The sequence below is a fragment of the Pedobacter sp. AW31-3R genome (genome assembly GCF_052180285.1).
In the GTDB taxonomy this organism is placed as follows: Bacteria; Bacteroidota; Bacteroidia; order Sphingobacteriales; family Sphingobacteriaceae; genus Pedobacter.
Genome location: NZ_CP197475.1, coordinates 2,986,731 through 3,012,514, shown reverse-complemented (window position 1 = coordinate 3,012,514; position 25,784 = coordinate 2,986,731). Strand labels below are relative to the sequence as shown.

The following is a 25,784-nucleotide window of genomic DNA, read 5'->3' as shown; positions in this document are numbered from 1 at the left end:
TCACAATTGAGGATAGTTGTGAATGGCATAATCTGTGAATAGGCACAAGTTTCCGCTTGGTAAAAAGATATGGAGAAAAAGCAACTCATCTCTGTAAATGAAATTGCATCAGAAATGAATATGTCTACTCATTATTTGGCCGAATTGCTTCGGAATCTTACTGGTATGAATACCCAACAGCCTATTCATGCCTATATGATAGAAAAGGCTAAGGGGCTTTTGCTCACCACAACATTTTCAATAAGTGAGATTGCCTATCAGTTAGGCTTTGAATATCCGCAATACTTTAACCGGCTTTTTAAAAATAAAACAGGGAAAACACCGCTGCAATTCCGAAATCTCAATTAGCTTATATGATGCAACGGATGTGTCGACGGGCACTATTTGTCCATTCACATCTTCTCCCGCAATGTATTATGTTACATATTTGTAACGGTTTGAACATAAAATTTATAACACGCAATCTTTATTCTCCAGCAGCTGCCAGAATACGGTTAATCAAGTTAGAAGACATACGAAAATTAGTTTGCTGGATCATATGTAAATAGGGACGAATTTCTTTGAAGAATATCAAAAACCTTTTGAAGTAAAACCTAAAAAATAGGAATAGGGCATTTGGGGAACCTAAACCTCTTGCTTTTTCTTACCAAGAAACCCTGCCGTAATTTTTACTATCGTATCCGTCTGTTCTATTCTTCCCTAAAAATTCACTATAAAACTTTGTTCGAGTGTTCGGTCCAAAATTGAATTAATCCAAAAAATTAAAATAAAAAGCAGGAATAAAGCATGCATAAAATAAATCGTCCTGCAGTCTCTCGAAAATGAATTCAAAGACAGCTGAACATAGACAATTCATTGCAAAGATTATTAGTAAAATCTCCAAGGCATTGCTCCGATACCAGATTTAGCTGTTTTCAATAAAATTCACCCGGATACAATATTTAATGATGGTATCGTAATATTGATTTGAATCGTAGTCAAAATCGAACTTTAATTTATCCAGGTAGGCCCTGGTCAATTCAGCTCTTAACTGGTAAGTGGTTTCCTGCGTTTCAGCCCCACCATACCTGATGATTCCAAGGATAGAATGCTCGCGGGATAAATCAGCAGATTGCATCACCGTATTCACGTATTTTAAGAAATAGTCGGTTTCTTTCCTGACGAGACTAATGTCATTGTTGTGAAAGTGTACCAGCAAGTCTTTTAACCGTACAGGTTTACTTTCGAGATGGAATACAGCAGGATCTTCATTTTTGATCAACGACAGGCGAAACACTGCCCCTGCAACTTTATCCACCGGGCTGGTCTCAAATTCATGGTCAGCAATGGCATCACAGTAGATCCCTAAATCAGCCAGGCTTCTTAAACGCTGGTAAAAGCTATTGGTATCAATATTTTGCTGGAATAATCCGGTCGAGGTGGCCCCACCGATATTGCCCACACGGAATATTTTCAGCTTTACATTTCCATGCTGTTCATTTAGGTATTGCTCCGCTTCGAACTTTGTTAAAGAATAAATGTTACGGCCAAAATTCTGACCCAGGTTCAGGTCATGCTCATAAAATTCAGTCTGGGCAATATTGGCGATATAGCCTTCAGCGATGGCAGTGGTCGACACATGGTTAAAATACTGAACCCCATTTGCTTTGGCCCAATCCAGCAGGTTTACGGTACCCGTATAGTTAATGGCCCTGGAAACTTCAACTTTTCCAAAATGGCTCACCAATGCTGCCGAATGGCAAATGGTATCTACACCGGTCAGTATTGCTGCACCAGCCGCGTTTAATCCCAGTCCTGCCTCACTCAGCTCGCCGCTGATCACCTGCAGGCGTCCTTCAAATTGAAGTGGTTTAACATCCGAAAAGTAAGCTTCAAATACTTCATACAGCCTTTCCCTGGCCTGCGCATTGCTGTCTGCCCTGACCAGGCATGTTATTTTAGCCTCGGTATCGATCAGAAAATGTTTGAGCAGATGTACGCCCAGAAAGCCGGTACTGCCGGTAATCAGTACATGTTTTGGCGTAAACAATGGAATGTCTGTTAGCGCATTGACTGCATGGACCTTTTTCATGTAATCCTGTTCACGCGTTTCCGGATCTTGCTTTTCGACCGCAGCAACCGTTGTTTCAGGATTTATTTGCCTTTCAGTAAGCCGCTCCATCACAAGCGCTGCCTGGAGGTTAACCGTGCTGTAATCAAAAATGTCCGCGTATTCGAGGTTAATGGAATATTTTCTTTCAATCAGGGCAATCATATCCAGTCCCATCAACGAAGATCCACCCAGATCAAAGAAATCATCGGTTACACCCACCGCGTCCACACCTAGCTTTAACCGCCAGATGGCCAAGAGTTCTTCCGTAATTTCCTGGATAGATACCATTTTCTTTTGAACTGGAGCAGATTCAGCAGGATTCACGGTATTGGTTACAAACCGCGGTTTTACGTCTGGCCAGAACCGCTTGTGGTCAAAAACAGGAATCTGCAAAGTGTTCAGGAAAATTTCCTTTGATAAGACTTTGGTGTATTCCATAGGATGCCCCAAATTAAACCAGGAGCTCATAAACTGGTTCAGCATATTTTCTTCTGGTAACGGAATGCACAGGCTGATATTCCTTTCTTTTTTGTGGTGCCATTCCCTCAGGCTATCGATCATTTCCCCTTCCGCAGCAAAACTGAAGAAATCATAATGAACATTAGGATTTAATGTATCCAGGAAGCCTAGAAACCCGCTTTTGTTAAAACTTTCTGCCGGGGCAGTTGTAAATCCGGCCAGGGCGTCGGTTAACGAACTTTTACCAGACAGTGCCGCAGCAATAAATTTACCGCCAAAGCTGCCCAGGATTTTATCTGGATGGAAACCGGCATGCATCAACAGCTGCAATAGATAATATTGCAGCAGAAAGGCTTGCTGCTGGTTTGTCGTCTTTCCGTAAATCCCATCAAACTCCGCAAGTCCCTTTTCATAAGCAGCAGATAAAGAACCTGATACCTTTAGGAAAGGCAGCAATTTATCCAAATCGGGAACTTCCGGAATAAACAGGTAAACTTCAGATCCGGGGATGACCTGGCGTTGAGCAGGCTGGTAATTTTCCAGGATTGCAATCAGTTCTTCCTGGGTGCGGAAAGTGATGGCCTGACCATATTCGACGTTGCCCGCAATCTTATTCACAGAATAACAAAACCGGTTAAGGTTAACAGTAGTATTGCTTTTCAGGAAATTGAGCAAATAGGCTTTTACGTCATTGGCTAGTGCAGCAGTACGTCCCCCGATTTTCAGTAGGTATGTTTGCTGATCTTCCTTCGTCAACAAGGCATCCTCCGCACGCGTCACTTCTTTAAGGACGACATGCACATTGGTTCCCGACATCCCATAAGAGCTCAATCCCCCCACCCGCGGGCCATTTCCACCCTGCCATTCTTCCAATTCACGCTGGATGTAAACCGACGCATTGGCTTCGTCAATGTTGATATTGATTTCCTTAAATCCAGGCTGAGGAAGCAGTTTTTTATGTTTCAGGGCCAGTACCAGACGGGCCAAACCAGCCAGTCCAGCAAGCGCATTCAAATGTCCGAACTGTCCTTTCACAGAGCTGATCGAACAGATTTTCTCGCCTGGGGCACCATAGCCTTCAAAGGCTGATGCCAATCCTGCAAATTCAATCGGATCTCCCAATACCGTTCCTGTCCCATGTGCTTCTACAAAGCGAATCCGTTTAGGGTCTATCCCGGCATTTTTCCAGGCCATCTGGATCACCTCCCTTTGAGAAGTGGGACTTGGTGCCGAGATGTTTTGAATATATCCGCCGCTATGGTTAATCGCTGCACCTTTTACAACGGCATGTATCGGATCACCATCTGCCAAGGCCTCATCCAACCGTTTAAGCAAAACGCATATGGCACCCTCCCCGCCCAATATCCCATCCGCACTGTTGTCAAAAGGACGGCACTGCTGACTTTTGGATTGAACAGGTGTTGCTTTGATGATCTTATGAAATGGTATTTCCAGGTTTACCCCACCGGCCAGTGCCATGGTACATTCATCGTTCATAATGCTTTGGCAGGCCTGGTATAAAGCAACCAGTGAAGACGAACAGGTGGTGTCAATACCCATCACCGGTCCTCTCCAATCCATAAAATTGGCCAGCCTTGCACCCATCATGGCCGGCATATGGGAAACCAGGGAAAGATTACTGGTGTCGTCAAAAAAATAATCATACAATGAGCGTTCTGTATTGTAAAAAATACCAATCCTTTCTCCGGTGAGGTCTGCCGGAACATAACCGGCATTGTGGATCGCTTTTACGGCGCTCTCCAGCATGATCCGTTGTTCCGGGTCCATGCGCTCAGCTTCAGCAGGCGGAATATTGAAAAAGTGATGATCAAAAAGATCAATGCGGTCCATATAGGCTGCACTTTCAATTTCCGCTACGCCAAACCGGTCAAACAAATCTTTACGCCGTTGTTCTGAAAGCGCATTGAAACCTGTTTCATTATTTTTTACCATCTCCCACAGCGCTTCCATGTCATTTGCTCCGCCCATCTGCAGCGCAATACCAATTATTGCAATTTCATTTTTCATTTTTAAAAATTTAAAACGTCTATATCCTTTTTGGAATGAGCCGAGGTCAGTCCCATCTTTTTTTCAATCTCATTTGACAACATTTCGATGGTCACCATTTCGAAAAAGGTGGCAATGGTCAAATCGGTATTAAATTCCTGGTTGATGAGGCGCTGCAGCCTGATGACCTGAATGGAATTTCCGCCGAGGCTAAAGAAACTGGATTGGATGCCGATTCTTTTTGTATCCAACACCTGTTCCCAGATCTCCATTAACTTTTGCTGGGTTTCTGTTTGCGGTTCAACATACAACTCCGCAGCATCCAGCTGATGTTCAGGCTCCGGAAGCAGCTTTTTATCAACCTTTCCATTGGCATTCTGCGGCATTTCCTCAAGCTGGACAAAATATTTAGGCAGGAAATGCAGTGGCAGGATCCCCATCAGGTAATTTCTCAGTTCCAGCTGATCCAACTGGGCTTGCTGTGCAATAAAATAGGCGATGATTTCAGGCTCTGATTCAGGATGAGTTCTGGCGACGACAACCGCCGAATTAATCATCGGGTGTTTTTCCAGGGAGGATTCAATCTCAACAAGTTCAATACGGTGTCCCATGATTTTAACCTGATCGTCTTTACGCCCTAAGAATTCAATCTGACCGTCTGGCAGCCAGCGGCAATAATCACCGGTTAAGTACATCAGTTCTCCCGGCCGGTATGGATTGTCGATAAATTTCTCCGCAGTCAGCTCTGGCTTATTCAGGTAACCTCTGGCCAAACCCGGCCCGGCAACGCAAAGCTCTCCATAGACATAGACAGGAACCAACTGCTGTTGTTTGTCCAGGATATAAGCCTCACTATTCTGAATTGGTTTTCCAATAGAAATCCGCGCTGCGGATGGCATCGCAGTCATCTTAAGGTTCGTAGAATCTATCGTGTTTTCTGTAGGTCCGTAAGTATTATAAAGTGCGGCCTGGCAAACGGAAAAATACAATTGCACCACTTTCAGCGGCAGCTTATCTCCGCCAGAAACCACGTGTCTTACGGAGTTTATCCTGGACGCAGCCTCCTTATTGTCTACCAGTTCATAAACAAATTCCGTCAATAAAGCAGGCGTCATGTCCAGTTTGCTGATCTGGTGCTTTTCAATGAAAGAAATGATGTTACTCAGCAGGTTTAACCTGAAATCTTCCGGGGCTACATAGCAGGTTGCGCCGGTTAAGATGGGCAGCAGGTATTCTTCTATCGAAGCATCAAAGCTGTAAGAGCGGTAAAACATCATGTTGTCTGCTTCAGTAAGCCCATAGGTATCCTGATAATATTTTATCCTCGGAAACAGGCTGCCATGCTCAATCATAACGCCTTTAGGATTCCCGGTAGAGCCAGACGTGTAAATCACATAGGCCAGGTCTGAAGATTCCTGCAGCAACGGCAAGGCAGTATCGGGATATTGTGCGCTTTCTGAAATAAACCCGGCTATGAGCGCATCATCCAGCACGACTTTGCAGTTGCTGTCTTTAATGAGGTAAGCCTTTCTTTCTTCCGGATATTCCGGATCAATGGCCACATAGGCACCGCCTGCTTTCAAGATACCAAGTACCGCAGCAACCATCCAGTGACTCCGGACAAGTGTAACCCCAACCAGGTCCTCTTTCTGAACGCCATGAACGGTATTCAGGTAATGGGCAAACTGATTGGAAAACACATCCAGTGCCAGGTAACTGAATTGTTCATCTCCATAAACCAGGGCATTTTTATCCGGGGTTTTGCCCACCTGATTCCGGAACTGGTGAAGTACCGTTTGCGCGGTCTCGTATGGCACTTTTGTCGCATTGAAGGTTTCCAGCAGCTGTACAGACTCCGCAGGGCTCAAATATTCCAATTCGCACAATGGTAAAAATGGCTGTGCAACAACTGCTTTGATCAATTGTTCCAGGTGGTTGATCATCCCTTCAATCAAATCACGTCCATATATGGAGGTATTGTATTCAATGGTGAGATCAAGCGCTTCAGCACTTTCCACAAAATCAAAAGAAAGGTCAAACTTACTTTTGATGACCTGGTGATCGAAATATTCCCTGATCTGCAGCTTGTCCAGTGTCTTTTGCCCTTCTTTACGCACCATTTCTGCATTTTCCAATACGATCAGCACGTCGAACAGCGAGTTGCGGCTCATGTCACGGTGCAAATTCAGTTCATCCACGAGTTCATCAAAAGGATAAACCTGATGTTCATAGGCCCCAAGGGTAACCTCACGTACTTTCCTCAACAGGTCGAGGAAGCTGCCTGTTCCGTCAAAGCGGGAACGTATGGCAAGGGTATTGACATAGAAACCAATCTGCTCTTCCAGGTCGAGGTGTTCACGGCCCGCAATCGGCGTTCCAACGATGATGTCTTCCTGTCCGCTGTAACGGTATAACAAGGTATTGACTACAGCAAGAAGGCTCATGAATAAGGTACAGCCCTGATCCTGCCCGAGTTTTTTAAATGCTTCATTCAGCGTTGCCGGTAAGCGTCTGTTCAGCACAGCCCCGTCGTATGTTTTCTGTACGGGGCGCAGCTTATCCTGTGGCAGTTCCAGTACAGGCAGCGATCCGGAGAACTGCTGCAGCCAGTAATCTTTATGTAAAGCCAGTGATTCGCCGCTCAGCTGGGCTTGCTGCCATACGGCATAATCTTTATACTGGATTTTTAGGGGGTTGTAAGTCATTTCAGCATTCCGTATGCGGGAATTGTAGAGGTTTAACAACTCCGTGATCAGTACCCCCATAGACCAGCCATCACTAATAATGTGGTGCATGGTATAGCTGAATATCCATTTTTGGTCTTCAAGCTGATATAAACTTGCCCTTAAGAGCGGGCCAGCTGCCAGGTCAAATGCCTGCAGCAGTTCTTCGCGAACCAGCTGATGGATTTCCTCATCACTAAGTGCAGCTGCACGAAGGTCTGACTTTTTCAAGATAAACCTGCTTTCTGATGGCTGATGAATGTACTGGCGGACGGTTAATTCTTCGTCTTCCCTGAAGGTGGTACGCAGGATTTCATGACGTGCAATCAGGTTGAAGAAACTCCATTCCAGTGCACCTTCATCCAGCTCCCCTTCAAAGAAATAAACCCCAGGCATATTATAGGCCTGGCTACCTTCTTCAAACTGGCTCAGTATCCATAACCTGCGTTGTGAAGACGACAAAACATAGCTGTCCCGCAGCGGTGCGATCGATAACGCTTCAAAAATATTGGTTTTGCTTTGTGCAATGAGCAAGGCCTGTGCAGCCAAAACCGGCGTGGCAAACAGTTCTTTCAGGCCAATTTTCACATTAAATACCTTGTGGATCTGGCTGGTCAAGCGGGTTGCTTTAAGGCTATGTCCTCCAAGATCAAAGAAATCGTCGTTGATCCCGATTTGATTCAACCCCAACACCTCAGACCATATGGCGACCAATTGGGCCTGTGTCTCATTCTCAGGCACCTGATAAGCAGTATTGCTGATCATCTCCACCGCAGCCACATCTGGTAAGGCTTTTTTATCCACCTTGCCATTTGGGGTTAGCGGAAGCTGGTCCAGCTGCATAAAGTGGGAAGGTACCATATATGCTGGGATCACGCCTAATAAATAGGTTTTTATAGAAGCCAGGTCTAATCCCGGTGTACCGGTAACATAGGCTACAAGTTTACGTTCTCCAGTTTTGTTTGCCGGGGCAATGACCACCACAGACTGTAAGTCAGGATGGGTTTGCAACACACTTTCAATTTCTCCAAGTTCTATGCGGTATCCCCTTACTTTTACCTGATCGTCTTTACGGCCGGCAAATTCGATATTACCATCTTCAAGCCAGCGGCCATGGTCACCTGTACGGTACATCCTGATGTTGCCGGGCTGAAAAGGATCTTGTCCGAAACTCGCTGCACTCTTCTCCGGCTTGTTGATGTAAGCCCGGCCCACACCTACACCTGAAACATGGATCTCACCCATTACACCTACAGGGCAAAGCTTTCCCAATTTGTTCAGAATATAAATTTTCATATTCTGGATCGGTTTGCCCACAGGCACATTTGTTCCTTCGGGAGCTTTATCCATAATGTAAAGTGTGACGTCGTCTGAAGCTTCTGCAGGTCCGTAGGCGTTCACCACCTTTTTATCAGGGAAGCGCTCAAACCACCGCTGCAGTAAGGGCTGGCCTATCGTTTCGCCGGTAACCAATAAATATTCTAGGGCACTAAGGTCGTAAGTTCCAGCCTCATCCATGATGTCCATCATCGCCTTGAGGTAACTTGGTACAACCTGCAAAATACGGATGCCATCTGCCACAACCCGGCTAATGAACAAGGGAACATCCAAAACGGTTTCGTGCCGATAAACTACAGTTGTTCCGCCCAAAATCAATGCATTGAGCAATTGCCAGACAGAAATGTCAAAGGTAATGGAAGCATTCTGGGCGATCCGGCTATCCTGATCAAGTCCCATTTCTGAAACCATGGCATACATATGGTTCAGCATTCCCCGGTGCTCAATCATCACGCCTTTGGGTTGTCCTGTAGAACCGGAAGTATAGATCACATAGGCCAGATCGTCCGGACCGGCCTGAAGTATCGGGTTGCTAACCTCAGTAGGTCCATCAAATGCTGCATAAGCTGCTAGAAAAGCCTCGTCAATCATGACTTTGCTATTGCTGTCTTGCTTGATATAGTCGATACGCTCCTGCGGGTATTGTGGGTCAACAGGCACATAAGCAGCTCCGGCTTTCAAAATGGCGAGTACCGAAATGATGAATTTTTCCGAACGTTCCAGGCAAATCCCAACCAGGTCTCCTGGTTTTATACCGTGTGACTGCTGCAGGTAAACACACAAGCGATTACCATCCGCATTAAATACATTGTAAGTCAATGCTTTGTCTTCAAAAACCACCGCAATCCGTGTGCCATACTGTGCAACCTGCGCTTCAAACAAACTGACAAAGGTTTCGTGGTACGGATAAGCCACCGTGGTTGAATTAAATGTTTCCAGCAGCTGTACGCGTTCTGCATCACTCAGATAGTCCAGACTCGCCAATGGTTGATCGGCTGCGGCAATTACAGCAGCAATCAGTTGCTGCAGGTGTCCGCTCAGGCGGTCCACCCAGAATGCGCTGAAGATATCACTATTGTATTCTACAGCGATGTTCATGCCATCGGCAGCTTCTACAAAATCAAAGCTCAGGTCAAATTTACTGGTTGGGTTCTGCGCTGCCTGATAGCCGCTGATCTGTAACTCACCCAGGCTTTGTTTATGGCCTTTATTCGGCGTTGAAATGTTGTGGAGGGTAACCATGACATCGAACAGAACACTCCGGCTCATGTCGCGTGGAACTTCCAGTTCATCTACCAGTTCATCAAAAGGATATACCTGGTGCTCATAGGCGTCAAAAGTAACTTCACTGACCATCTGCAACAAGTCCCTGAAACTGCCATTTCCGTCAAAACGGAAACGCAATGCGAGGGTATTGACATAAAAGCCAATCTGCCCTTCCAGATCAAGGTGTTCCCTACCGGCAATCGGACTGCCGATCACAATGTCTTCCTGTCCACTGTAATGGTACAGTAAGGTATTTACCACCGCCAACAGCCCCATAAACAAGGTGCATTCCTGTTCCTGGCACAGGCGTTTTAAACCCTCCGTCAGCGTTGCGCTAAGGTGATTGGTCACCACACCTCCGTTATAGGTTTTGACAGCAGGACGTATTTTATTTGAAGGCAGTTCCAGTACGGGAAGTTTGCCCGAAAACTGGTTAAGCCAGTAATTTTTATGTGCTTCCAGCGCATCGCCGCTCAGCTCTGCCTGCTGCCATACGGCATAATCTTTATATTGGATCCGGAGCGGCTCATAAGGATTGCCTCCGCCTTTGATGTAGGCATTGTAAAGCCCCAAAAGTTCGGTGATCAGAATACCCATAGACCAGCCATCACTGATGATGTGGTGCATGGTATAGCTGAATACCCACTTGTGATCTTCCAGGCGGTATAAACCGGCACGCAATAAAAAGCCCGCTTCCAGGTCAAAAGGGCGTAGAAATACACCCTGAACCATGGCGTGTGCCAGCGTCTCCCGGTCAGGGATGGCCCTTAGGTCTTCCTGAACAAATTCAAACCCGTTGGGCTCAGCCGGATGTATGTATTGACGGACTTCTCCGGATTCGGCCTCTTTAAAACTAGTGCGCAGGATTTCATGGCGTTCAATCAGGGTTAAAAAGCTCCGCTTGAGTGCAACTTCATCCAGCTCTCCTTCAAAAACATAGACACCCGGCATATTATAGGCCACATTGCCTTCGTCAAATTGGCTCAACAGCCATAACCTACGTTGTGAGGAAGACAAGATATAATGCATCTCCGGAGCTGCCGGCGTTATATTGGTATTGGCCTGGGCCTTCAGGTAACTGACAATTTCCTGTTTCTTTTCCCTCAGCTGCTGGATCAGCGCGCTGCTTGGTTCAAGGTCATCAAACTGGACTTTTAAATCATAATCATCATTCAGCGATAAAGTAATTCCGTTACGGCTCAGTTCTTTAAGTAAATCTTTCATAAAACAAGGATGATTTTAGGTTCGGTTAACGGCATTCGGTTTAGATAATGATTACATTTTTTGGTTTTTCTACAGGAATGGTCATTTGATCAATCAGTTCTGCAATATTTTTAATGGTCTTCATCGCAAAAACATCCTTCATGGAGAGTTCAACATCAAATTCCTGTTTTAGTCGCTTCAAGAGGCTCATGGCCTTCAGAGAATCTCCGCCGAGTTCAAAGAAATCATCTTCGATGCCCAGGTGCTCATAGGCAAAAAGGGTTTCAAAAATGAGCAGCAGCTTCTTTTCTGTATTGGTATCGGCGATGATCATTTGGGTGGAGAGTTCAGGCCGTTCGCCTTTAAGCGGTTGGTTCTGCTCGGCCGATCCGGCAGTTCTTTTCTCCAGGTAGACTTTTCTGACCTGTGCATTTAAATTCCGGACGGACTGAAAAATAACAGGCTGACCTTCCTGGGTAAGGATCCACTGAAACAGCTGAATGAGCTCTTCCGGTTTGAGCGCGGTACGCATCCCTTCTCCTTCCTTTTTGATGTCCTGTTCGCTGAAGGCGAGTGCGGAAAGACTAAGGATTTTCCAGTTGGCAAGCTGTACTTGTTTTGAAGCCAGGAAATGCTCCATATATAGGTTGGCCGAAGCATAAGCACTGTAGCCCAAACCACCGAGCACTGTAGCGATACTGGAAGTGATCCAGGCAAAATCAAGCGCCCGGTCTTTAAAGGCTTGGTAAAGGTTTTCCATCCCCCTTACCTTTGCAGCAAAGATTTCCATGGTGCTACCGGTCTGGATATTTTCGATAAATTGAAAGTACTTGTTTTCCAACTCTCCGGCAGTATGCAGGACGCCGTTTATGCTTCCAGTGGTTGATTCAATGTGATCAATCAGCTTCAAAAATTCATTTTCATTTGAAATGTCCACTGCGTGATAAGCTACATTTGGACTTAAGCGCTGCAGGTAGCTTAAACGCTCCGGTTTATCGACACTGTTTGCGGTGCCAACCGTAACCGAAGCACTCAGCTCCGTACGGCCAATCAGGACTAATTTAACATCATAATGGGTCAGCAGGTATTTGGCAAGTATAAAACCAACATTACCCAGTCCGCCAGTAATCAGGTAAACCCCATGATGCCGGATGATGTTTAAACCTTCGTCCAATGGCTGTTCATTGCGTTGAAAATCCCTCAGCCATTGCTGCCCATAACGCAGGCCCACGGTACGGTTCTCTACATTTCCTTTCAGAAATTCATCCACCAGGCCTGCGGTTACCGTCTCCACCGGTGCTTCCGCAAGGTTGATGTCTATGTTCCTGCAGAAAATACCGTATTCCTGCTGAATGGTGTTGACCAATCCTAAAGTAAGCGACTGTACATGGTTCAGCTTTTCATTTCCTGTTATTTTATACAAGGCATTGCTTACTATAGTCATGACCGTGTTTTTAAACATGCCGACAGGGAAAGCATTTAACAGGCGTACAAGGCCAAAATAAACCAGGTTTAAACCGTTGGACTGCTCCCTGTCCAGCACTTGTTCCTGTTTTACATCCAGTCCCCAGGTGTAAATCACATCCGTGAACACTGTGTTACTCGCCATTGAGTCGCATAAACGCACATAATGTTCGGGTATAGCCGGATCTATGGTAATTTCATCCACGTTATTTTCCAGGTAGGCATTTCCGGCAATCACCGCTGTAACGCGGTGCCCGGCCTGATCCAGCTGCGCTTTCAACGATGCGGCAAACGCATCTCCGCCGGAGAATAACAAAATATGCCTGCGCTGCTGTTCCTTTTTTGCATTTGCAAAGGCACCTGTTTGTTTCCATGCAGGATAATAAATCCAGTTCCGGGTGTCTGTTTTGCTTTCCTGGGCATAAGTACCATTCAGGTTTCCAATAGCTTCCACTTCGGCAAGGAACTTTGGTTGTTCAAACGAATACACAGGCAAAGGGATTCTCTGCCGCTTTTCGTCCTGGTGCAGTTTTTCCAAGGTAACCGGTACACCCAGTTCCCATAATTTGCCCAGCAGTCCGTTAAAACTTTTCAGATCATGGCACTTTCTTTTTGCCGGAGACAAGGTATTGAGTGTGGTGAATTTAATGCCGGATGTAGCATGTTGTTTGAGCAATGCACTTAAGGTTTGGCCTGTTCCTACTTCCAGAAAGACATTTTCTTCGTCGTTTAACAACTGCTGAACGCCTTCAGAAAAGTTGACAGTTTCCCTTAAATGCCTGCCCCAGTAAGCAATGGAACCCGCTTCTGCTGCGTTGATCTCCTCACCGGTCAGGTTAGAAATAAAAGGGATGTTGAGCTTGCCAAACTTTATTTTGCCAAGGTGCTTGCTGAATTCTTCCAGGATCGGCTCCTGCATTGCAGAATGGAAAGCATGTGAAGTATGGAGTAGCGCACAGGAAATGCCTGCTGCTGTAAGCTGGATTTTTAACGCTTCAATGGCATCCGTGGCACCTGAGAAAACAACCTGTCCGGGTGCATTTACTGCAGCCAGGGATACGTTTCCAGTGAGGTAAGCCGTTGCTTCTTTTCTGCTGATGCCCGCACTTAGCATACTTCCCGAAGGCATACTGCTCATCAGTTCACTGCGTTTTACAATCAGGCTCAAACAATCTTCGAAACTGAAAATACCGCTGAGACAAGCTGCGGTATATTCTCCCAGGCTATGGCCAATCATCTGCGTTGGCGTTACCCCATAAGCCATGAGCAGTTGTGCCAGCGCATGCTGCAATATAAAGATCAACGGTTGTGTAAATTGCGTGGCATGGATCAGATCGTCTTGACCTTCCTCCTCAAAAAGGACATGCCGGCAAGACTGTCCCCTAAGCTTTTCAAAGAGTAAAAAACCTTGGTCCATCTGCTCTTTAAAAAATGGGACATGGTCATACAGTTCTTTTCCCATCATGCGGTATTGTGTTCCCTGTCCCGGAAATAGGAAAACCACTTGTTTCTTTTTAGTGCCTACTTTGGAAAGCACCTCGTCGCTGTTGAGTTCTTCCAGAATATCAGCGGCACTGCTGTAGGCCAAAGATTTCCGGTAGTTGAACTGTTTCCGTCCAACGATATAGCTGTAAGCCATATCCTCGGCATTGATTTCCGGTGTGCTCAGCAGAAATGCTTTCAGGTCGGCCATGTGACTTTTGAGTGCAGCGGAAGACCTGGCCGACAAAACCAGCAGGTTAAAAGGTTTTTCCGGTCCCGGAGCGGGTAATGCGGGTGCCTCTTCCAGGATCACGTGTGCATTGGTACCGCCTATTCCAAAAGAGCTTACGCCTGCACGTAAAGGGAAATTGCCAGAAGGCAGCCATTCCGTTAAATCTGTATTGACAAAAAATGGCCCCTGATCCAAGTCGATAAACGGATTGGGTGTCTGGTAATGAATACTCGCCGGTAACTTTTTATATTTCAGGCTGAGTGCGGTTTTGATTAATCCGGCCACACCTGCTGCGGTATCAAGATGGCCAATATTGGTTTTAACTGATCCGATGCGACAATACTTTTCAGCGCTGCCTACCCCAAAAGCTTCGTTCAAAGCACGGATTTCTATCGGATCACCCAAAGGTGTGGCTGTTCCATGTGCTTCAACATAACTGATGCTTTTTGGGTCAACTCCACCGAGTTTCATCGCACTGCGGATACAGGCCGCCTGACCTGAAACACTTGGTGCGGTAAAGCCAACCTTTCCGTTGCCGTCATTATTCATGGCCGTGGATTTGATGATGGCATAAATATGGTCTCCGTCTTTAATGGCCTCACTTAATCTTTTCAATACCACCACACCAAGGCCTTCACCTAAAGAAGTTCCGTTTGCCCTGGCGTCAAAAGTATAAGACCGTCCGTCTTTGGAGGTCACTGACCCTTCTTTATACAGGTACCCTTTCTTGCGTTTTGTGTTCAAGGATACTCCGCCTGCAAGTGCCAGTTCGCTTTCCCTGGTCAGTAAACTTCTACAGGCTAAGTGAATGGCAGACAATGAAGTGGAGCACGCTGTATCTACAAATACTGCCGGCCCTCTTAAATTCAATTTATAGGAAACCAGACTGCTGACCGAATTGGGACTGGAAATCAGGTTTAAATAAAATGGATCTACCGTTGTCTTTCCCGACTGGCTATAGGCATGTATTTTCCAGTTGTTGTTGCTCGATGCGCCGGCAAACAAACCTATTTTCTTTTCTTCTGTAGCCGCGGCATATCCTGCATCTTCCAGGGCTTTCCAGCAGTTCTCATGGAATAAGCGCAGCTGGGGATCCATCAGGCGAGCCTCTTCCGGAGTATAATTGAAGAAACCATGATCAAAACAATCTTTATCTGCAACAATACCTTCTGCCCTGACATAGGCTTCGTTATTTAATTCTTCGGTCGTATGTCCCCTTTCCAGAAGCTCCGCCTCAGAAAATGTCTTGATCAGGTCTTTACCTGCAACCAGGTTATCCCAATAGGCGATGTGATTTTTACTTCCGGGAAATTGTCCTGAAATCCCTATTATGGCTATTTCCAGCCCATCATATTTCTTTTTTTCCATCGTTAATCTATGTCAAATTTGCTGAAGATGTCCTGTAACGCTTCGTTATCCGGTTCGTTTTCTTCTGCTATGGTTTGTTGCGCACTGTTCGTTTTCTGTAAGATGTAAGCCGCCAAACTGGAGATATTGGTGTATTGAAAGAGTTCTGAAACCGTTATATTCAATCTTGTAGCGCTGCTTACCAGCTTGGACAGTTTTATAATTTTTAAGGAATTGCCCCCCAGTTCAAAGAAATGGTCATTGATGCCGATTTGGCTTATACCCAAAACTTCAGACCAGATCAAAGCGAGCTGCTCCTGAAGTTCATTTTCCGGAGCCTGGTAAACGCTGGCACGCTCAGCACCATCATGATCCACAGCCGGTAAAGCTTTCCTGTCAATCTTTCCGTTAAGGGTTAATGGCAGGCTGTCCAATTGCATGAAATAAGCAGGAACCATATAACCAGGAAGCAGCCCTGATAAATAAGCCTTCAGTGCAGGAATATCCAGTGCAGCACTTCCCACCAGGTAAGCCACCAGGAAACGTTCACCGGAATCATTCAACGGAGCCAGTACCACTACTGAGCTCACAGCTGGATGTCCTCCAAGCACATGTTCCACCTCACCCAGCTCAATCCGGTAACCACGGACTTTAACCTGGTCGTCTTTACGGCCAATAAACTCAATGTTGCCATCTGCTCGCCAGCGCGCTAGATCGCCGCTACGGTACATCAGCTCCCCTTCCAGGTAAGGGTTCGGCACAAACTTCTCTCTGGTCAGGGCTTCCTTGTTCAAATAGCCACGTGCCAGTCCAGCACCACTGATGCAAAGCTCTCCGCTTACCCCTACAGGTACAAGACCATCTCCATCGCCAAGAATGTAAATCCTGGTATTGGAAACCGGCTTGCCGATCGGGATTAAGGGTGAAGCCTCATCAATGAAATAGCTGGTACTCACTACTGAATTCTCCGTAGGACCATAATTGTTCACCACCCGGTAAGCTTTTGGCTGATAACTATTTACTCTATCCCCGCCCAGCAACAAGTAACGTAAGGAATGGTTGTCTTCTTCATAAAAAGCCTCACCGATCTGACTCGGTAAAAACGAGATGGTGATCTTTTGCTGGTGGTAATAATCATTCAACAATCCGGTATCCAGACGGATCTCATCGGGAACCACCACCACAGCAGCACCGAAAAGCAGGTATGGGAAAAGCTCCCATGCCGAAGCATCAAATGCAACACCCGCATATAAACTACCACGGTCTGCACTGGTTACCGAGAACATTTGCTGGTGCCAGTAACACAAATTAACCAGGCTGCTGTGTTCGATCATCACCCCTTTGGGCTGACCCGTAGATCCGGAAGTATAGATCACATAAGCCAGGTCATCTGCTCTGGCATGAATGCCCGGGTTTTCATCACTGTAATTTGCTGATGAGTCTGTATATTCTACTAAAAAGGCTGGATCGATCATAACCTTACAGCCACTGTCCTGCTGCATATAATTGATCCGCTCCACCGGATAAGCCGGATCTACAGGAACATAAGCGGCACCGGTTTTCAATACCGCAAGGATCGAAATGACCAGCTGTTCGCTCCTTTCCAGACAAACGCCGGCAAGATCGCCAGGACCAATGCCATGTACATCTGTCAGGTAAGCAGTCAAGCGGTTGGACTGACGGTTCAGCTCCTCATAACTCAGCTCCAGGCCTCCAGAAAACACTGCAGGGCGTGCTGGATTTAGCAACACCTGCTTTTCAAACAAGCTGATTGCTGTACCTGCAACAGGGTAAACCGCATTGGTATCATTGAAGGTTTCCAGTAACTGCAGACGCTCTGCTGCACTGAGCAGGTTCAGTTGATCTAAAGCGTCTCCGGGCGAAGCAATAATCGCTGAAATCAACTGTTGAAAGTGAGCTTCAAACCGGGAAATCCAGTCTGCGCTATAAATATCATTGTTGTATTCCAAGGCAATCGAAAGCCCCTCTACGGACTCGAAGCAAATGAAGCTCAGGTCAAACTTACTGTTCTGACGTTTCGCTTCCTGGTAAGGACTGATCAGCATCCCCTCTAGGCTATTCCCTGCAGCACCGCCATCGGGCGCATTCTGCAAGACCAGCATCACATCAAATAAAGGACTGCGGCTCAGGTCCCGCTGCAGGTTCAGCTCATCCACCAGTTCATCAAATGGATAAGCCTGATGTTCATAGGCTGCCAGGGTTAACTCCCGGACCTTTGTCAGCAATTCAGTAAAACGGTCGCTGCCCGAAAAACGGGAACGTAATGCCAGCGTGTTGAGGTAGAACCCGATCTGTCCTTCCAGGTCGGTATGCTCGCGGCCGGCTACAGGGCTGCCGATCACAATGTCTTGCTGACCGCTGTAACGGTACAACAGGGTATTGACAATAGCCAAAAGCCCCATAAATAAGGTACAGCCCTGATCCCGGCACAGTTTATTGATTTCCTTAGTCCTTTCTGCAGACACATGGCTGGCCAGGAAAGCACCATTATAGGTTTTTATGGCTGGACGTATCCGGTCTGCCGGAAGTTCCAGCACCGGAAGTTCTCCGGAAAACTGCTCCAGCCAATAGTTTTTATGCAGGACTAATGAGCCGTTTTGCAGTTCAGATTGCTGCCAGCAGGCATAATCCTTATACTGGATTGCCAATGGTTGGTAAGGATTTTCCATGCCATGGAGAAAAGCATTGTAAAAGGCCAACAGTTCGGTAATCAGCACGCCCATGGACCAGCCATCGCTGATGATGTGGTGCATGGCATAACTGAATAGCCAGCGGTTTTCTTCCAGCCGGTATAAACTCGCCCTGAGCAAAGGGCCTTCGGCAAGGTCAAATGGGCTTTGTAATGTCGCATGAACCTGATCATGAACCTGATCAGGCTCCTCCCAGAGGTCTTTACGTTCCAATACAAACTTACTTTCTGATGCCGGATGGATGTATTGACGCACCTCTCCTGAAGCATCTTCCCTGAACGTTGTTCTCAGGATCTCATGACGGCTGATGAGCGCAGCAAAGCTTTGTTCCAGGACCAGCTCATTGAGTTCCCCTTCAAAAAATAATGCATCAGGCATATTGTAAGCTACATTTCCCGGTGAGAGCTGGTTCAATACCCATAATCGTCTCTGGGAGGAAGAAAGCACATAGCCATCTGCTTCAACAGCCTTATCAATACGGCTGTAAACCATATTCCTTTGCTTATTGACATAGGCAATGAGTCCTTGCTTATTGTTTCGGATTAAAGTCTTCAGCTCATTGTCAAGCAATCCTTTGCCCAGCGAAATGTCTAGCTGGTCGCCGTTTACCGTAACCTGTGCATTCAGCGCTTTTAATCTGGAAATCACTTCCTGAATCTCAGGAGTACCATTAAATGTTGTCAAGCTCTTATATCTTTTAAAATTTAAAATAAACGTTACTTTTTTATCCCATTTCCCTGTAGAGCTGCATCTAAAATTAAACCAGTCATTTCCATTCGGATTTTCAAAGTTTAATGACAATGATTAGATAATTAATTGACACAACATTTAAAATCAAGAAACAAAACAGGTAAATAAACACAGCTGAACAAACATAAATCAGTTTAAAAACTAAATTTTTCCATTTCAACACTGTCATCTTTTTCTGCTTCATTTTTTTTCAGCCACAACAGGCTGTCTACAATCTCTGAAAGACCTTGTATCGTAGGATTCATAAACACATCTTTAATGGTTATTTCAATCAGGAAATAACTTTTAATCCTCGAAACAAGCCGTGTTGCTTTCAAGCTATGTCCGCCCAGGTCAAAAAAGCTATTTTTAATACCGATCAGGTTCTGATCTATACCTAAAATCCCGCTCCAGATTTCTACCAGCTGACCTTGTGTCTCACTTTCCGGAGCCACATATTCCACCTGGCTGTTTTTCAGTAAATCAACTTCCGGCAAAGCCCGTTTATCTACCTTACCATTAGTGGTTAGTGGGAATTTCTCCAGATGAACATAATGATGCGGCAACATGTATGCTGCAAGCTGAGTGCCCAGAAAAGCAAGTATTTTCTCCTTTTCTACTGCACTTTCAGACAGGTAATAAGCAACCAGGGACTGATCTCCGTCTGCCGTTTTTTTGACAATAACGATTGCATCTTCAATGGATGCTACCTGGCGCAAGGCAATTTCGATCTCTTCCAACTCGATGCGGTATCCGTTGATCTTGACCTGATTGTCTTTTCTACCCATATATTCGATGTCTCCGTCCGGCAGCCACTTTCCAATGTCACCACTTTTATAAATGGTTTCGCCAGGTTTAAACAGATCCGGGATAAACTTCTCCCGTGTCATTGTTTCATTCCCCAGGTATCCGGTTGCAAGATTGGCACCGCCGATATAAATGTCTCCTTCCACGCCAATAGGAACAAGCTGCATTGCTTCATCCAGGATGTACAGGTAAGAATTGTCAATTGGTTTTCCGATGGTCGATTTTTCGGGGACTTCTCCTTCCGAAAAGCTGTAATAAAGTCCGGTAACCACGTGGGTCTCCGAAGGCCCATACACGTTATGTAAACGCACCTCAGGATACTGCTGCAGGAATGTCCTCAACCCTCCGCTGATGTAAAGCTGTTCTCCAGTAGAGATGATTTCCCGGATCGAATGTCCTTCGAAAGCCGTTACAGGTATTTCGCTAAACATCGTCTTTAAAGCCGCATACGGCATGGAAAGCGTGGCGATCTGGTTGGTCAGTACATAATCCTTTAATGCCCAAAGGTTTTTCCTTAAAGATTCACTAATGACATGGACTTCACCGCCAGTGGCGAGGGAATAAAAAACATCGTGTAAAGAAGAATCAAAACAGAAAGAAGAATACTGCAGGTGCTTTATCCCTCCGATCAGTCCTGCACGACGGATATCCCAGATCACCAGGTTATACAGGGTCAGATGCGTTTGCTCCACGCCTTTCGGATTACCTGTAGATCCCGAAGTATAAATCACAAAAGATGCATTTTTATTCAAAATCTTCAAACCCGGATTGGACGCATCGCCTTGCGTATTGACTTCCGAAACACGGATGGTCTGCAGGTGGTCAGGAACAATGCCTTCAGCTTTCAATTCATCAATGAGCAGTGCCTTGGCATTAATTTCTTCCAGGATAAACTTGATCCTTGCATCCGGCAATTCCTTATCTAAGGCAATGTAAACACAACCCAGCTTCATGATTCCGATCATGGTAATGACAGACCACTCAGACCGGTCAAGCAATACCGCAATATAGTCGCCCGGATTTACATTCACCTGGTTTTTAATGTGATGCGCAAGAAGGTTTGACCTATTATTCAGCTCCAGATAAGTCAATGAACCGTTATCAAACACCAGTGCTTTGTTACCGGCATGTTTTAAAACCTGCGTCTCGAAAAGTTCCAACACAGTTCCGTCTTCCGGATAATCCTGGTGTGTATCATTGAATGTATCCAGGAGTTCGTTTTTTTCCGTTGCTGTCAGGTAATCCAGTTCATTCAGGCGCTGCTCCGGACCGGAAAGAATGGCCCCGATCAGCTGCTGAAGATGTGCAGAAAACCGTTTCATCGTCGCCTGATCATAAAGATCAGTATTGTATTCCAGACTCAGCGTGAGCTCAGACCCTACTTCAGAGAAACTGAATAAAAGGTCAAACTTACTGGTGGTATGTTGCTCCGCCGGATAGCCTGTAATGTTCAGATCCTCAAATTTGACGTTATCCTGGCTAGCCGCCTGCATGTTCTGCAGGACCACCATCACATCAAATAAAGCACTGCGGCTCAGGTCACGCTGCAGGTTCAGCTCATCCACCAGTTCATCAAATGGATAAGCCTGATGCTCATATGCTGCCAGGGTCAACTCACGAACCTGCGCCAGCAAACCAGTGAAACGGTCGCTACCCGAAAAACGGGAGCGCAGGGCCAGTGTATTTACGTAGAAGCCGATTTGTCCTTCCAGGTCTGTATGTTCACGGCCGGCTACAGGACTGCCGATCACAATATCTTGCTGACCGCTGTAACGGTACAACAACGTGTTGACTACAGACAATAATCCCATAAACAGCGTACAACCCTGTGCACGGCACAGTTTGTTCAGTCCTTCAGTCAGTTCTGCAGACAGGCGGCTGTTTAACATCGCACCATTATAGGTTTTTACGGCCGGACGTACACGGTCTGCCGGAAGTTCCAGCACTGGAAGTTCTCCGGAAAACTGTTCCAGCCAGTAGGCTTTGTGTGAAGCCAGAGAACCGCCTTGCAGTTCAGACTGCTGCCAGCTCGCATAATCTTTATAGTGAATTTTCAATGGCTCGACAGCGGGTCCGCTACCTTTCACGTCAGCATTGTAAAATGCGGATAGCTCAGCAATAAGTACCCCCATCGACCAGCCATCACTGATGATGTGGTGCATCGCATAACTGAATATCCATTGCCCTTCTCCAACGCGGTATAAACCTGCACGGAGCAACGGACCTGCGGCAAGGTCAAATGGCGCCTGCAAATTAGCCAGGAGCGCTGTTTGAAGATCAGTTGCAGACAACTCCTGAGCATCTTTGCGTTCCAGCACAAAGCCGCTTTGCCCTGCGGGGTGAATATACTGACGGACTTCTCCCGAAACGTCTTCCCTGAAGGTCGTCCTCAGAATTTCATGACGACTGATCAATGCAGCAAAACTCTGTTCAAGCGCCACTTCATCCAATGTGCCTTCAAAGTAAAACACACCCGCCATGTTGTAAGCCACATTGCCTTCGGCAAACTGACTCAATACCCACAAACGGCGCTGCGACGAAGAAAGCACATAGCTCTCTGCCTGTGCTACCGGCAGCAACGATTCAAAAGCATTGTGTTTACCTACCTGGATCAGTAAAGCCTGGTCACGCAATACAGGATTCGCAAACAGTTCTTTCAGGCCGATCTTAACATGAAATACTTTATGGATCTGACTGATTAAGCGCGTTGCCTTAAGGCTATGGCCACCCAGTTCAAAGAAATCATCATTGATCCCTATCGGATTGACCCCTAGGATTGCTGTCCAGATGGAAATCAAACCGGCTTGTGTTTCATTCTCTGCAGCCTGATAAACGCTGCCATGTTCAGCACCATCCTGCTCCACAGGCGGTAAGGCCTTTTTATCAATCTTACCGTTAGCATTTAATGGAAAACTATCCAGCTGTACGAAATAAGCAGGAACCATATAAGCGGGAAGCAGTTCTGACAAATAGGCCTTCAATGCAGGAATGTCCAGTTCAGCGCTCCCCACCAGGTAAGCCGCCAGGAAACGCTCACCGGCATCATTTACCGGAGCCAATACCACCACTGAATTCACAGCAGGATGTTCCTGCAATACATGTTCGATCTCGCCCAGCTCAATCCGGTACCCACGGACTTTGACCTGGTCGTCTTTACGGCCGATAAATTCAATGCTCCCTCCGGAGTTCCAGCGCCCCAGGTCACCGGTACGGTACATCAGCTCGCCTTCCAGGTAAGGATTTGGTACAAACTTCTCCTTAGTCAGGGCTTCCCGGTTCAGGTAACCGCGTGCCAGTCCGGCACCACTGATGCAGATCTCTCCCGTTACCCCAACAGGCACCAGGCGATCGCCATTACCCAGAATATAAAGACTGGTATTGGAAATGGGCTTTCCGATTGGAATGGTTCCAAGCCCCGTATCCACGGTTTCTACCGGCTCAAATGAAGAAAAGGTCGTGCTTTCTGTAGGTCCATAGACATGGACCAGCTGAATATCCGGGTACTTTTCTTTAAACCGCAGTACATGCGCCAAAGAAACGCGCTCACCTCCGAATAAAATGTACTTCATGGAATCCAGCGTGATGGCCTCGGCTTCCACCAAGGTATTGAACAGTGCGGTGGTTAGGAAAAATATAGAAACCTGATTTTCTACAATCAGCTTATTCAGCTCATGAAAATCAAGAAATGTTTCTTTTAGCGGGATGACAAGTTTTGTACCGTGAAGCAAAGCCCCGAAGATGTCAAAAACGGAACCGTCGAATGAAAAATCTGATAAGCTCAATATACATTCATTTTCAGAGAGGCTCACGTAGTTTGCAGGTTTAACCAGGCGGACCACACTTTTCTGTGCGACCACCACGCCTTTGGGCTGTCCGGTAGATCCTGAAGTATACATCACATAGGCCAGGTCATCCGAAGAAACGGGAACAACAGGATTCTCTGCGGTATATTGCCCTGCCACAGCAGTGTATTCCAATAAGAAGGCGGCATCAATCATTACCTTACAATTGCTGTCCTGCCTGATGTAGGCTATCCGTTCAGCAGGATATGCAGGGTCTACGGGAACATAGGCCGCTCCCGTTTTCAATACCGCAAGGATCGCTATGATGACCTGTTCACTTCGTTCCAGGCAAATTCCGACCAGATCCCCCCTGCCAGTTTCCTGCTGTGCGATCAGGTAGGCTGCCAGGCGGTTGGCTGCGCTGTTGAGTGCCGTGTAATTCAGTTCACGATCTTTAAACACCACAGCAACCCTTTCCGGATGTAAAAGGACCTGTTCTTCGAACAGCGCTGCCAATGTAGCTTGTTCCGGATAATCACATGCTGCCCTATTGAAACCATTCAGTAACGTTTCACGCTCGGCCTTGCTGAGGTAATCCAGCTGATCCAATGACTGGTCTGCAGCGGAAACGACAGTAGCGACCAGCAGTTCCAGATGCGCCAACATGCGCAATACCGTGGCCTCTTTGTAAATGTCGGTGTTGTACTCAATGCCAACATTGAGTTCCGGGGAGGCAGACGAAGATGAAAAACTAAAAGTCAGGTCAAATTTACTGCTCTGCCGTGTGCCCATTTGGTAACCGCTGATGTTGAGCCCTTCCATTCCCTGTACTTTAGCAGCGGATGTGGATTCCTGTAAAACCAACATGACATCAAACAGCGGGTTGCGACTGAGGTCACGTTTTAAATCCAGTTCTTCCACCAATGCATCAAGCGGATAATCCTGGTGCTCATAAGCACCCAGTGTATTTTCACGGGTCTGTTCAAGCAGCTCAGAGAAACGGTCTGTACCTGAAAAACGGGAACGGAGTGCCAGTGTATTGACATAACAGCCAATCTGCTCATGCAGGTCACTATGCGACCTGCCCGCTACCGGGCTGCCGATAATGATGTCCTGCTGACCGCTATACCGGTATAACAAAGTATTCACAACAGCCACTAAGCTCATAAAAAGCGTGCAGCCATGTTCTCGGCTCAGCTTTACGAGCCCCTCGCTAAGTGCTGCAGACAGGCGGCCATTGACCATGGCCCCATGATAGGTTTTTACAGCAGGTCGCATCCTGTCGGCAGGCAGTTCCAGTACCGGAAGTACTCCGGATAACTGTGTCATCCAATATGCTTTATGCGGAGCAAAAGCCCCTTCCTTTAACGAAGATTGCTGCCAGTCTGCATAATCTTTATATTGTATGCGCAGCGGCTGATCGGGAGAATTTCCTTCTTTCAGTAGCGCATTGTTGTAGAAGCCCAACAGTTCAGCAATCAGTACATCCATAGACCATCCATCACTGATGATGTGGTGCATGACATAGCTGAACAACCACTTTTGATCTGCCAAACGGTATAGACCTGCACGCAGCAATGGCCCAGACGCCAAATCAAAGGGTGCTTGCAATTCACGCTGAACCAACGCATCCACCTGCTCAGCGGACATTTCCCTCAGGTCTGACTTTTTCAGCACAAATTTACTTTCTGCAGCCGGGTAGATATATTGACGAACTTCTCCAAAAGCGTCTTCTTCGAAATTGGTTCGAAGGATCTCATGACGGTCAATCAGTACAGCAAATCCAGATTCCAGGACGTCTTCGTTCAGCATTCCTTCAAAAAGAAATACACCTGGCATATGATAAGCCGCATTTCCGCCTTCAAACTGGCTCAGTATCCATAGGCGACGCTGAGCGGAAGACAAAATGTAGCTCTCCTGAACATCCGCTGTTCTAATGTCATGAAATCCAACCTGCGCTATTCTGTTTTTCTTCAAAAACTCAAGAATAGGGACCTTCAACTGCCTGATCTCATCAATATCACCTTCAGACAAGACAGAAAGATCTCCTGTTAATTTAAGCTGATCATTACTTTCCAGGATCGCTACACCTTTATTTTTTAAATTGAGAATAAGTTCGATTATGTTATTCATTTCGTAGGA

The 25,784-nt window shown here is 46.4% G+C and carries 6 protein-coding genes; 1 reads left to right on the top strand and 5 read right to left on the bottom strand.

Features of this window, described 5'->3' with window-relative positions; translation table 11 throughout:
- Positions 1-69 precede the first annotated feature (69 nt).
- The gene (locus tag ACSBL2_RS12175; protein ID WP_442591974.1) at positions 70-348 is read left to right on the top strand and encodes a helix-turn-helix domain-containing protein; all 279 of its coding nucleotides are present in this window, start codon (positions 70-72) and stop codon (positions 346-348) included.
- 556 nt (positions 349-904) lie between these two features.
- Here the strand turns inward: ACSBL2_RS12175 and ACSBL2_RS12170 are convergent.
- From ACSBL2_RS12170 to ACSBL2_RS12150, 5 genes are all read right to left on the bottom strand, one after another.
- Complete coding sequence (locus tag ACSBL2_RS12170) at positions 905-4,579, bottom strand: beta-ketoacyl synthase N-terminal-like domain-containing protein (RefSeq protein WP_442591973.1); 3,675 nt, start codon at positions 4,577-4,579, stop codon at positions 905-907.
- Between the two features lie 2 nt (positions 4,580-4,581).
- Positions 4,582-11,109, bottom strand: a complete 6,528-nt coding sequence (locus tag ACSBL2_RS12165; RefSeq protein ID WP_442591972.1) for an amino acid adenylation domain-containing protein — start codon at positions 11,107-11,109, stop codon at positions 4,582-4,584.
- Between the two features lie 40 nt (positions 11,110-11,149).
- The gene (locus ACSBL2_RS12160; protein ID WP_442591971.1) at positions 11,150-15,634 is read right to left on the bottom strand and encodes an SDR family NAD(P)-dependent oxidoreductase; all 4,485 of its coding nucleotides are present in this window, start codon (positions 15,632-15,634) and stop codon (positions 11,150-11,152) included.
- Positions 15,635-15,636: 2 nt separating this feature from the next.
- Positions 15,637-19,008: an amino acid adenylation domain-containing protein gene (locus ACSBL2_RS12155; protein WP_442591970.1), complete on the bottom strand. Its 3,372-nt coding sequence runs from the start codon at positions 19,006-19,008 to the stop codon at positions 15,637-15,639.
- 200 nt (positions 19,009-19,208) lie between these two features.
- Positions 19,209-25,775 carry an amino acid adenylation domain-containing protein gene (locus ACSBL2_RS12150; RefSeq protein WP_442591969.1) on the bottom strand — a complete coding sequence of 2,189 codons (6,567 nt, stop codon included), beginning with the start codon at positions 25,773-25,775 and terminating at the stop codon, positions 19,209-19,211.
- Positions 25,776-25,784 lie beyond the last annotated feature (9 nt).